Annotated in this window: 7 protein-coding genes; 5 read left to right on the top strand and 2 right to left on the bottom strand. The window is 59.8% G+C overall.

Translation table 11 applies throughout. From position 1 onward, the window contains the following. The first annotated feature begins 268 nt into the window (after window positions 1-268). From pdxR to KVG85_RS05595, 5 genes are all read left to right on the top strand, one after another. On the top strand, window positions 269-1,702 hold the full coding sequence (gene pdxR / locus KVG85_RS05615) for a MocR-like pyridoxine biosynthesis transcription factor PdxR (protein ID WP_217863215.1): 1,434 nt from the start codon (window positions 269-271) through the stop codon (window positions 1,700-1,702). A gap of 123 nt (window positions 1,703-1,825) precedes the next feature. Next, entirely contained in the window at window positions 1,826-2,119 is a 294-nt protein-coding gene (locus KVG85_RS05610) for a putative quinol monooxygenase (RefSeq protein ID WP_217863214.1), read from the top strand. 202 nt (window positions 2,120-2,321) lie between these two features. Continuing rightward, complete coding sequence (locus KVG85_RS05605) at window positions 2,322-2,723, top strand: cupin domain-containing protein (RefSeq protein WP_217863213.1); 402 nt, start codon at window positions 2,322-2,324, stop codon at window positions 2,721-2,723. Between the two features lie 217 nt (window positions 2,724-2,940). Then, entirely contained in the window at window positions 2,941-3,654 is a 714-nt protein-coding gene (locus tag KVG85_RS05600) for an ATPase (protein WP_217863212.1), read from the top strand. A 296-nt stretch (window positions 3,655-3,950) separates the two neighbouring features. Then, window positions 3,951-5,252, top strand: a complete 1,302-nt coding sequence (locus KVG85_RS05595; protein WP_217863211.1) for an NHL repeat-containing protein — start codon at window positions 3,951-3,953, stop codon at window positions 5,250-5,252. Window positions 5,253-5,313: 61 nt separating this feature from the next. On the opposite strand, the gene KVG85_RS05590 is transcribed toward KVG85_RS05595, so the two are convergent. After that, window positions 5,314-10,209, bottom strand: a complete 4,896-nt coding sequence (locus KVG85_RS05590) for an NAD-glutamate dehydrogenase (RefSeq protein WP_125927361.1) — start codon at window positions 10,207-10,209, stop codon at window positions 5,314-5,316. A gap of 479 nt (window positions 10,210-10,688) precedes the next feature. Beyond that, the gene (locus tag KVG85_RS05585) at window positions 10,689-12,083 is read right to left on the bottom strand and encodes a hypothetical protein (protein WP_217863210.1); all 1,395 of its coding nucleotides are present in this window, start codon (window positions 12,081-12,083) and stop codon (window positions 10,689-10,691) included. Between the last annotated feature and the right edge of the window lie 71 nt (window positions 12,084-12,154).

Below are 12,154 nucleotides of genomic sequence, written 5' to 3'. Positions count from 1 at the left end.
CACCGCCATCGCTGGCAAGCCAGCTCCCACAAGGTTTAACGTCGTTCACAAGATTTGTGCACGCCGCAAAAACTGTGGGAGCTGGCTTGCCAGCGATAGCGGAGTGTCAGACAACGAATCTGTTCAATGACACACCGCTTTCGCGAGCAAGCTCGCTCCCACAGGGACTTGCGCCAATTTGCGGTTTTTACTCCACGCAACTACTGCCAAAAGCCCAACAACGCTAATCTGACCGACACTTCACTCAACACCCGGGAGCCTCGTCGGTATGGAACTTCATGTCGTGATCAACGGCCGCAAGGATCTTGCCGGTCAGTTGTATCAGCAGTTGCGCGCGGCGATTGAATCCGGGCGACTGGCGGCGGGTACGCAGTTGCCGCCGAGCCGCTTGCTGGCCGAGCAATTGGGCATCTCGCGCAAGACCATTTCCGACACTTATGCGCAGCTGACCTACGAAAATTTCCTCACCGGGGTGATCGGCAAAGGCACCTATGTCAACGCCCGCCCGGCGCAGGTGCAGCGCAAGCAGAGCCACACCGAGCTGGCCAGTGCCGAGGTGATCGAGAGCTGGCGCAATCTGCCGGTGTTCCTCCGTCATCCGACGCTGGAGGGTTCGCTGCGCTACGACTTCATCGGCGGCGCCACCAGCAAAGGCCAGTTCCCCCACGACGACTGGCGCCGCTGCGTCGCCCACGCGATGCGGCAGATGGCGCAGTCGAAAGGTTTCTACAGCGTCGCCGAAGGCTTGCCGGCGCTGCGCAATGCGATCGCCCGGCACATCGCGTTTTCTCGTGGCATCAATTGTCAGGACGAGGACATCGTCGTATGCAACGGCGCGCAGCAGGCGCTGGACTTGATTGCCCGCGTACTGACCCGCCCGGGCGATCTGGTGGCCATGGAAGATCCCGGCTATCCGCCCGCGCGCTTGCTGTTCGGCACCCACGGCGCCGAAGTGGTCGGGGTGCCGGTGGATGCCGAGGGTATTCAGGTCGAGCACATTCCCGATGGCACGCGGCTCATTTACGTCACCCCGTCGCACCAGTTTCCGCTGGGCATGGCGATGAGTCAGGCGCGCCGCGAGGCCCTGCTCGCCCGTGCCCACGAGCTCGGCGCGATCATCATCGAAGACGATTACGACAGTGAATTCCGCTACGAGGGCCGGCCCACCGATTCGCTGTACAACCTCGATCAGCGCGGCATCGTCGCCTACGTCGGCACCTTCTCGAAAACCCTGTTGCCGGAGTTACGCCTGGGCTATGCGATCCTGCCGCCGTCGATCATCGAAGCGGTGATTCGCGCCAAACAGCTCACCGATCTGCACGCCTCGACCCTGCCGCAATGGGCGCTGGCCAAGTTCATCGCCGAGGGTTGCCTGCTCAAGCACATCCGCCGCTGCCATACGATCTACGCGCAACGTCGCGAGCGCATCCTGGAGCGCATGGCGACGGACCTTGCGCCCTGGCTGCAAGCCGTGCCGGCCAGTGCCGGGTTTCACATGGCGGTGCTCTGCAAGGTGCCGGTCGATTTGCCGCTGGTCATCGAGCTGGCGAAAAAGGTCGAGGTCGGCCTGTATGCGATCAGTGGGTTCTACTATCAGCAGCCGGCGAAAGAAGGCCTGTATTTCGGCTTCGGCGCCATCGAAACACTCGACATTGACATCGCCCTCGATCGGCTGCGCGACATCCTCGAACAGCTGTCATGAGCCGTTGGTATAAGGCTTTTACCGCCGATTGGTTATTGGTGATTCACGGCGGCAGGCCTATTCTGCACAGGCGTTATCCCTCAGTGAGCAGGATTCGTCCGGCCTGATTCAGGAGTGTGAGCAATGTCCAACGAAGTGATCAACACGGTTGAGGTCAAGGCGGTTGCGGGCCGCTCGGAAGAGCTTGGCAAGCAATTGCAGAGGATCGTCGACACCCTGCGCGAAACCCCGGGCTGCGATTCCTACCTGGTCGACCGCTGCCCCGAGGACAGCCACCGCTGGACAGTCAGCGCGCGCTGGCAGTCGGAAGCGGCGATGCAGGCGCATTTCAACCGGCCCGAGGCACAGGGGTTTATCGACCTGATCGATAGCCGCCTGGCCAATAGCGTGGATTTCAACAGCTTTCCCATCGTCTGATATGCCCCATTCGCGAGCAGGCTCGCTCCCACATTGAAATGCGATCAACTGTGGGAGCGAGCCTGCTCGCGAAGGCGATTTGCGCCGCACCGAAATCCTTCCGAGGCCAATTGGTCACCCCATCTTCGCGAATATTGGCCGTTTGAACCGGCGACATTGCGGCCTACTGTGAGCACACCCCAACCCTCACAGGTAACCCGCCATGAAAGCCCTGCCCCTCTTCGCCGCCGCCCTTGTCTTCACCCTTTCCGCCTCGGCAATGGCTCACGATCCGTCCGAGAAAATCACCGTCCTGCAGGAACAACTGCTGAAAAACGCCCCCGGCAAGAAAGCCATGATGATCGAAGTCGACTACCAACCCGGCCAGTCCTCGATCGCGCACAAACACGAAGGCACGGCGATGGCCTACGTGCTCGACGGCGAAGTGATTTCCCAGGTCAAGGGCGAGCAGGCGATCACTTACAAGAAGGGCCAGTTCTGGTACGAGCCGGCCGGCTCGGAGCATCTAGTGTCGAAAAACGCCAGTTCGACCAAGCCGGCCAAGTTGCTGGTGTTCATGGTCCTGGCCCCGGATGAGCAGGTGCTGATCCCGCTGGAAAACTGATGGCTGAACGGCCAGCCATAAACGAAAGGCGCGAATCGAGCATTTGCGCCTTTTTTATTGCCTTGGGGCATTACCTGCAAACGCTTAAAGCCAATAAAACTAACCGCGCAAAGGTTATTCAGGCAACGGTCAGGCCGGCAGGTTTAACCTGAATATCCGCCGATATCTTCGGCCCGTTCACACTCCTCGACAGATCTTGTTTCACGGGAGAAACACCATGAAACCTGCGCTTCCCGCCCTGCTGGCGATCTCCGTTTTGATTCTCTCTGCCTGCTCTGTTCCCACTGCTCCGCAAGCCGTGTCATCCCTCGACACGCTGCTGCCGCACCCGACCGGTCGCAGCAGTGGTACTCAGGTCAACAGCGGTCCCGGCGTCTCGCTGGGAGTGATTTACAGCCCCGGCACCCAAGCCAATCGCCAATATCTGCGCGAGTACCAGGCGAAGGCCGGCACCGGTTTTGGTCAGAGCCTGCTGGTGCAGCCGATCCACGACGCCTACGTCGCCAGTTCCAGCCCGGATCGCGCGGTGCAGTGGGTCAACGCTTCGCTGCAACGCCAGTTCGGCTCGGTGACGGTGTACCCGGACATGCAAAGCCTGCGTGCCGCCAGGCCGGATGTGGTGGCGATCGTCGATACCCACAGCCAGCTGATCACCTCGCGCAGCTCGGATATCCGCGCGGATGTCAGTGCCGATTTCTACGATGCGCAATTGAACTACATCGGCACGGCGAAGGGCTCGCAGGCGCGGGAACTGACGCCGGTGTGGGCGGACTTCAAGCGCTCGGAAGAGATCGTCGCGGATATCAATCAGCAGGAGGAATTGCAGTTGGCAGCGTTGCGGGAGTTTGACCGTTCGCTGAGTAATCTGGTTGTGCGGCCGGGGGAGAAAGTGTCGATGCTCGAGGGTAATCCAGCTCAAATGTTGTATTGAATGTAAGTGCCTCTTCGCGAGCAGGCTCGCTCCCACATTTGGAATGCGAATCCCTGTGGGAACGAACCTGCTCGCGAAGGCGCCAGACCAGACACCACAAAAAACCGCAGACATTAAACCCCCGGCAAGACTGGGCATCCCGTCATTCAAATCCACAATCATCCCCCGCTGTCCACTGTCAGGTCTGACAGTGGACAGCGCGATCGAAAGCTTCCCAAATACCAGCACTGCGTTGATTTGCCGGTCTCTATCGACTGATCGCTTTACGCAAAAACAGCGTATTCGAGGAGCTGACCATGACTGAAGTAAAAGACACCGCTGCGCATAACCTGGACCCCACTTTCGGCCCTAACAAAAATGGCCTCACCTGGTTCAAATACCCCGATCAGGAAAACAGCTTCGCCAACGCAATTACCGTCGCGGCGGACGGCAAGCTGCTGATCGCCGCCAGTGCGGGCAACAAGTTCGCCATTGTGCGGTTGAAGCCTGATGGCACACAGGACACTTCGTTTTCCCGGGATGGCGTGGCCAGCGGGGTTTTCGCGCAGGGCTATAAATCCACGGGTGGCAGCATCAGCATCCTCAAGAGCGGGAACCTGATGCTTCAGGGTTCCTTTTTTCTACACGAATACGCACAGCCACAACGCGGCTTGGCGATGTTTCGCAATGACGGAACCCCCGAGACCGCATTTGGCGTCAACGGCGTGGTCATCGTGAATCCGATTCCGTTGCCCGCCCTCACGTCGTCCGAGGTAGCACTGGGGCCAAAACGCACTACGGCATCCGATCACAGTGGCCATGCCATTGAACTGGCCGATGGAAATCTGATGGTACTCAGCAACCATCAATATTCCTTCAACGACCAATGCGGTCTTTTGATAAGGCTGCAGGGCAACGGAGATCTGGACACTACGTTTGGCCAGGGACAGGGTTACGTCGCGATTCGATACCTGGCCAACTCCACGTGGACTGGCTCGCTGATCCGGCTCCAAGACGGCAAATTCGCCATCGCAGGTTACGTCTCAAGCAATGTCGGCTATCGCGCAATGATTGCCCTCTTCGACGCCGCAGGTAAGCCTGTCAGCAGCTTTGGCGATAACGGTTTTGCCCTGTTCGACCACCTGGACAAGCTCAGTCAGATCAACAAACTGGTCGAAATGCCTGATGGCAACATCCTCGGCATCGGTAGCGCCACCTCGGAGAATTTTGTTCACACGGGCGTCCTGGTTTGTGTCGACAGGAATGGGAAATACGCCACCGACTTCAATGAAGGGAAGCCAGTTCTGACGCCTTATTCCGACGCGCCTTTCGGCATCCAATGGACCTCTGGCACGCTGCGAGAAGGCGGACATATCCTCGTGGTTTCCAGCACCCACGGCGAAGAAGACTCGGAAATCGTCATTGCCCAGTTCAAATCGGACGGCTCTCCAGATCGCGATTTTGCCGAGGACGGTATGCTGATCATCAATCTGACCAGCGTGCTCGACATGGCGGGAGGCCTTGCTATCCAGAACAATCAGATTGTCGTAGCCGGAACCTCCCTGCTCCATGCTGATAGCGTCCTTAGCTTCGCCTTCCGCTGCGCCGATACGTTCTGAATGACAGACATGAAAAAGCCCCGCCTCTTTCGAGAGCGGGGCTGTTTCATTCAGCCACTACTTACGCCAGTTCAAGCTCGGCATTCGCAGTGATCGCAGGCACGATCGCTTGCCCGCTCAACGCAAGATCCAGCAGTTCACGGTTGGCCACCGCGTACATGGCGTAGTCCGTACCGCTCGCAGCACGGATTTCCACCAGCATGGCGCGCCAGCGTTCGATCATGCTTTCGTGCTGGGCCATCCACAGCGCCAGGCGTGCTTCCACGTCCTGGGAGCCGTCGCCCTGTTGCAGGACGGAGATGGTGATCGCCCGTTGCTGCCAGTCGACATCATCACGGAACGCTTCACGGGCCAGAGCCTGCCAGTTGTTTTCCACCGGCAAGGCGCTGATCTGTTGCAAGTACCAGGTGATGTCCAGCGCAGAGCCCACGGCGAAGTAGGCCTTGGCCACTTCGGCCGGGTCCTGCCCGGTGACGTCTGCGGCTTCGATGATCGGCAGCAGCGTGTACAGGTGCGAAGTGCCCGCAACCATACGCGCCAGCAATTCCGGCACACCGGCTTCGACGTACGCCTGATAGCGCGACTGCCAGTTCTCGCGGATTTCGCCGCTGAGCAGCTCGTCGAGTTTCAGCCCCAGCTCTTTCAGGTGCGGACCGAAGTGCGCGACGTCACGGGCAGCATTCTGCTCGTTGCGGCGGGCACGCAGGAACCAGCGCGTGGCGCGACGGCCCAGACGCATCAGCTCGTCCATCAGTTCCAGCTGCACGTCAGCGGAAACCTGGTAGTCCAGCGCTTCGATCTGACGGAACCAGTGCGGGAGGTGGAAGATGTCGCGCACGATCACGTAAGCGCCAGCCACGTTTGCCGGGCTCATGCCGGTCGACTCTTTGAGTCGCTGCACGAAGGTGATGCCCATGTGGTTGACCAGATCGTTGGCGATCTGGGTGCTGACGATCTCGCGCTTCAGACGATGGCGACGCATGGCTTCGGAGAACTTGCTGACCAGGGTCGGCGGAAACGCCGTTTCCATGTCGCGGGTCAGGTAATCGTCGTCCGGCACCAGCGAGCCCAGCAGCTGCTCTTTCAGGTCGATCTTGCTGTAGGAAATCAGCACCGACAGCTCAGGACGGGTCAGGCCGTGGCCCTCAGCGACGCGCTCGGTCAGTTGCTCTTCGGTCGGCAGGAATTCGATGGCACGGTCCAGCTTGCCACGACCTTCCAGATCGCTCATCAGACGCTTGTACTCAGCGATGCGCGCGTAGGCACGGCGCGCCGCCAGGGACAGGGCCTGAGTCTGCTTGTAGTTGTTGCCCAGCACCAGATTGCCGACTTCGTCGGTCATGCTCGCCAGCAACTGGTTGCGTTGCTTGTCGGTCATGTCACCGGCCTGAACCACTTCGTTCAGCAGGATCTTGATGTTCACTTCGTGGTCGGAGCAGTCCACGCCACCGGCGTTGTCGATGAAGTCGGTGTTGGAACCGCCGCCATTGAGACCGAATTCCACACGACCCAGTTGGGTCATGCCGAGGTTACCGCCCTCGCCCACTACTTTGCAGCGCAGCTCGTTACCGTTGACGCGCAGTGCATCGTTGGCCTTGTCGCCGACATCGGCGTGGCTTTCGGTGCTGGCCTTGACGTAGGTGCCGATACCGCCGTTCCACAACAGATCCACCGGCGCCTTGAGCAAGGCGTTGAGCAGTTCGGTCGGGGTCAGCTTGTCAGCCTGGATGTCGAAGCGTTCTTTCATCTGCGGCGAGATCGCGATGCTCTTCGCGCTGCGCGAGAAGATACCGCCACCTTCGGACATGATGCTGGTGTCGTAATCGGTCCAGGCCGAACGCGGCAGGTCGAACAGACGCTGACGCTCGACGAAACTGGTCGCCGGGTTCGGGTTCGGGTCGATGAAGATGTGCATGTGGTTGAACGCAGCGACCAGTTGCAGCTTGTCGGACATCAACAGGCCGTTACCGAACACGTCGCCGGCCATGTCGCCGACGCCAACCACGGTGATGCTGTCTTCCTGAACATTGATGCCGCGCTCGCGGAAGTGGCGCTGTACGCCGACCCACGCGCCCTTGGCGGTGATGCCCATTTTCTTGTGGTCGTAACCGGCCGAACCACCGGACGCAAACGCGTCACCCAGCCAGAAGCCGTAGTCGATGGCGATGCCGTTGGCGATGTCGGAGAAGGTTGCAGTGCCCTTGTCCGCCGCGACCACCAGGTACGGGTCATCGTCGTCATGACGCACGACATTGACCGGCGGTACCAGTGCGCCGTCCTTCAGGTTGTCGGTGATGTCCAACAGGCCGGAAATGAAGATGCGGTAGCAGGCGATGCCCTCGGCCGCGATCTCGTCACGGCTGCCGCCCAGTGGCAGACGACGCGGCAGGAAGCCGCCCTTCGCACCCACCGGCACGATGACCGAGTTTTTCACTTGCTGGGCTTTTACCAGGCCGAGCACTTCGGTACGGAAGTCTTCTTCACGATCGGACCAGCGCAGACCACCACGGGCAACGTTGCCGAAGCGCAGGTGCACGCCTTCGACGCGTGGCGAGTAGACGAAGATTTCGAACTTCGGCACTGGCTTCGGCAGCTCAGGGATCGCATGCGGGTTGAACTTGAAGCTGAAGTACGACTTGTTCTGGCCGTTGGCGTCAGTCTGATAGAAGTTGGTGCGCAGGGTGGCTTTGATCAGGTCGAGGTAACGACGCAGGATGCGGTCTTCGTTGAGCACCTGAACATCGTCCAGTGCGGTCAGAATCGCTTGTTCCAGACGCAGTTGCTTGTCTTCCAGATCGTCGCTGCCGAGCTTGCGCGCCAGGTAGAAGCGGGTCTTGAACAACCGGGTCAGTTCGCGAGCGATGTCGGTGTGGTTGTTCAGGGTGCTGGCGATGTAACCCAGGTCGAAGCCCAGACGAATCTGCTTCAGGTAACGCGCGTAGGCACGCAGCAGTGCCACGTCGCGCCATGGCAGACCGGCGGTCAGCACCAGACGGTTGAACGCATCGTTTTCGGCATCGCCGCGCACGATGTGCACGAACGCGTCCTGCAGGGTGTCGTTGAGTTGCTGGATGTCGAGGTCCAGACCTTCGGCGGCGGTGAAGGCGAAATCGTGAATCCAGAATTCGCGGCCGTTGGTGTGGCGCAGGCGATACGGGAATTCACCCAGTACGCGCAGGCCGAGGTTTTCCAGAATCGGCAGGACGTCGGACAGCGCCAGCGGCGTGTCGGCGTGATACAGCTTGCAATGCAGCTCGCGCTGGCCGGAGACCTGACCGAGCGGCTGATAGAAGCTCATCACCAGCGGATTTTTTTCGTTGAGGCTCAGCAGGTGCTGCATGTCGACCACAGCCGAATGCGCGGCAAAACGCTCGCGGTAACCGGCCGGGAAGCCTTTCGGGAAGTCGGCCAGCACGTTGGTGCCGTGGGCTTCGCCGAAGCTTTCGACGGTCAGTGCGGCGTAGTCGTCCTGCCAGCTGCGGCAGGCCTGGACCACTTCTTTTTCCAGAAGTACCGGGTCGATGTCGAGGCGGTTCTTCGGATCGACGCGCAGGATCAACTGCACGCGGGCCAGCACGGATTCCGAGAAGAAGGTCCAGAACTCGCAGTCGGAAGCCTTCAGGCGCTCCATCAGCACTTGCTGGATCTTCTGGCGGACTTCGGTGGAATAAATGTCGCGCGGCACGTAGGCCAGGCAGTAGCAGAAGCGACCGTACGGGTCTTTGCGCAGGAACACGCGGATCTTGTTGCGTTCCTGGATCTGCACGATCGACATCACGGTGGTGAACAGTTCGTCGACCGGGGTCTGGAACAGGTCGTCACGCGGCAGCACTTCGAGGACCTGCGCCAGTTCCTTGCCCAAGTGGGCCTTGGACTGGAAGCCGGAGCGGCGCTCGATTTCTTCGACCTTGCGGCGGATGAACGGGATGACCCGCACGCTCTCGCCATACACCGAGGAGGTGTACAGGCCCATGAAACGGTGTTCCTTGATGACTTTGCCGTCGGCGTCGATTTCACGGATCGACACGTAATCCGGGTAAGCCGGACGGTGTACGCGGCTCGGGTGCGCAGCCTTGGCGAACGACAGCAGGGTCGGTTCGCGCAGGTAGGACACGGCGTAGTCTTCGATGCGCAGGTCTTCGTAGGTCAGGCCGGTGCGCAGCAGTTTGGTCAGGCCGAGGAAGGAATTCTGGTCGTACTCGATGTGGCCGCCATCGGCTTGATCGGTAACCACGAACTCTTCGTAGCCGAGGAAGGTGAAGTGGTTGCCCACCAGCCATTCCAGGAAGCTCTTGATTTCGTTCTTTTCGTCGGCATCGACCGGATAGGCGCTGTTGTCGAGCTGGGTGAGGATGTCCTGCACCTTGGCTTTCATCGGCTCGAAGTCAGCGACGGCGACGCGCACTTCACCGAGCACCTGCTCAAGCTCTTTGCTCAGCACGTTCAGCTCGGCCGCGTTGGCGCAACGGTCGATTTCCAGGTACATCAGCGATTCGTGCAGCACGCCTTCGCCGGTGCTGCCCTTTGGCAGGACTTCCAGCAATTCGCCCTTGCTGCCACGACGTACGCTGAGCACGGTGGTCTGCAGGGTGTGAATGCTGTAGCCGCGACGGTTCAGCTCGGTACGCACCGAGTCGACCAGAAATGGCAGGTCGTGGTGCAGCACTTCGACCGCGGTGTGGGTCGACTGCCAGCCGTGGCGTTCGTAATCGGGGTTGTAGACACGCACTTGCGGTTGCGCGTGATCGAAGCGCTCAAGCAGGCGCCACGCAGAGAGAGTACAGCCAGCGAGGTCGGAGAGACGACGTTGAGTCAGCTCGTCCAGGGAAATGATGCCGAAGAATTGTTCAGCGAACAGCGCCACTTGTGGCAGTGCCTGTTCACTGATGTGCTGCGCCAGTGCCGCTTGCAGTTGGTGCTGGAAGTCGGCTTTGCTGGCTGCGGTGAAGAACGCCATCTGTGGTACTCCGCTTAAGCTTGTTATTGATGGAAAGCGTCGCGTGCAACAGCCCTTTCGGGGCTGGTGTCGCCCTGTTCCTGATTCTCGGGCAGAGGAAACAGGGAGACAGGTGGGTGAAGCTGGACGGGACACTCAGGTCACATTCACCTTCCATGAATGAGCATCTGCAAAAGCGACTGCCAGCGCTGCCGGCAATGCCTTTACGGGTGCTCATCCGTTGCGCAGCTTAATGGGTGCGACAATGTGTCTGCTTGCGGTGCTGCGACATATTCGGTCATTGGCACGTAAATGCAGGGTTTGGCCTGCATCAACACTAGCAGGCGTGCGCCGAAATGCAGGTTCGAAACCCCGGTTTCACGGGACTTTCGTGCCAGGTCGGTCGCCGAGGACGTTACATATCCGGAAACGAAAACGCCCAAGGCCCTGTTATCGACCCTGAGCGTGGCATCCGGTTCAGCGCCAGCGGTTGACACGGATCAGTCCGGCAGTTCCTCAAAGGCTCTGAATTTGCTCACCGTGGCGCAGTCGTAGCACATCGTCTGCAGGATCTGCTTGTCCATGCTGGCGTCGATGTTGCTCGAATCGCATTCGCGGCAGAACAGGCGCAGGTGGCTGAGCAAGTCGCTGTCGAAGGCCACGGCGGAAAAGAATTGCGGGACCAGTTCGTCACGCCAGTACATGCCCGGCGATTTGGAAAATCCGGCGCCGCTGTCCTTGAGCACCACGCCGAAAAGCAAACGCTGCAAGGCCGTTTGCGGCACCCGCGCATCGCGATAGCCATTTTTGCGCCATTGGCGCGCCAGCGCGTCTTGCGCCGTGCTCAGCATGTTGCGCGGAATGGTATTGGAGGCGTGACTGCGCCCCTTGGAATTGCCGGTGGCATAGAAATGCGCGGCGTTTCTCACTGCCAGCCGGGCGAAGTAATACACCTGACTGACCGAAAAATCCTGCAGCAACTGCCCGACCACCTCCTCGGCGCGCGCTTCGGCCGTGAAGGCGAAGTCCACTTCATGGGCCAACAAACGAATGTATTGAATCGCCTCTTCGCGGGCGAGACTGAAGACCAGTGAATAGATTTCGCTCTTCCAGGCCGCTTTTACGCTGCCTGACAACTCCTGATACAGCACCAGGTACAAGTTCTCACGGGTACTGCGCGCCGCGCCATCCAGCGTGATGTTGGGCAGCCAACGCACCGCGCTGTATTCGCGAATACTGCAGCCCTCGCTGCGATCAAATGCGTTGATGTCGGAATCGGTGGAAACCGCCAGCACCCCGGCTTCGTGCAGGCCTTTGAGCAGCTCCTCACGTGCCTCGAACGTCAGGGCGAGCAGCTCTTCTCTGGATGGCGCATTCAACGGCGCAATCCATTCAACGGTTGCGCCGTAACCATCATCCAGCAAAGCGAGCAACGTCAGCTTCTGCACAAACCCCAGATTGGCGTAAGGCACTGCGGGGCATCGCGCGCCATACCGAGCTTCCAATTCCAGGCGATCACGCGTGGCCCGGGCGGCAAGCTGCTGCTGGCGCACTTTGAAACATTCTGTGCAGCTGCAAGTCGTGTGGCGGGTATTGGTGCCGGGTAGGCTTTGCTGGTGCTCACAGCGTACGCATTTGAAGGTACTGCGCAGCGAAAGCGGAGTACCTCTGGCGTGTCGGCGCACCCACATTGGCAGTTTGCAGTAAGGACAACTGAGGTCGGCACTGATAACCGGGGGCAGAACCTTGAGCAGACTGCGCACCGTTGCAGGGATCTGAAATTCCGCCATCAGCGCGGCAGTTTTTTCGCCTTCGAGATAGCGCTTGTAGATTTCCTCGATCTGTTCATTGGACAGGTGGCGGATTTCTTCGGCGCGTTCGAAATATTGGGTCATGGCAAAGGTCCTTTTCTGGATTTTTTTAACGCAGTCCATTGCGCAAGAGCGGCGAAACTAACGGCAAAAAG

The sequence above is a fragment of the Pseudomonas triticicola genome, assembly GCF_019145375.1.
GTDB classification, from domain to species: Bacteria; Pseudomonadota; Gammaproteobacteria; order Pseudomonadales; family Pseudomonadaceae; genus Aquipseudomonas; species Aquipseudomonas triticicola.
The sequence above is the reverse complement of the archived record's forward strand: the minus strand, read 5'-3'. Positions and strand labels throughout refer to the sequence as shown.

What these genes read in the sequence shown, in the direction of transcription:
- pdxR (WP_217863215.1), top strand. Translation starts at nt 269, where the DNA reads ATGGAACTTCATGTCGTGATCAACGGCCGCAAGGATCTTGCCGGTCAG.
- KVG85_RS05610 (WP_217863214.1), top strand. Translation starts at nt 1,826, where the DNA reads ATGTCCAACGAAGTGATCAACACGGTTGAGGTCAAGGCGGTTGCGGGC.
- KVG85_RS05605 (WP_217863213.1), top strand. Translation starts at nt 2,322, where the DNA reads ATGAAAGCCCTGCCCCTCTTCGCCGCCGCCCTTGTCTTCACCCTTTCC.
- KVG85_RS05600 (WP_217863212.1), top strand. Translation starts at nt 2,941, where the DNA reads ATGAAACCTGCGCTTCCCGCCCTGCTGGCGATCTCCGTTTTGATTCTC.
- KVG85_RS05595 (WP_217863211.1), top strand. Translation starts at nt 3,951, where the DNA reads ATGACTGAAGTAAAAGACACCGCTGCGCATAACCTGGACCCCACTTTC.
- KVG85_RS05590 (WP_125927361.1), bottom strand. Translation starts at nt 10,209, where the DNA reads ATGGCGTTCTTCACCGCAGCCAGCAAAGCCGACTTCCAGCACCAACTG.
- KVG85_RS05585 (WP_217863210.1), bottom strand. Translation starts at nt 12,083, where the DNA reads ATGACCCAATATTTCGAACGCGCCGAAGAAATCCGCCACCTGTCCAAT.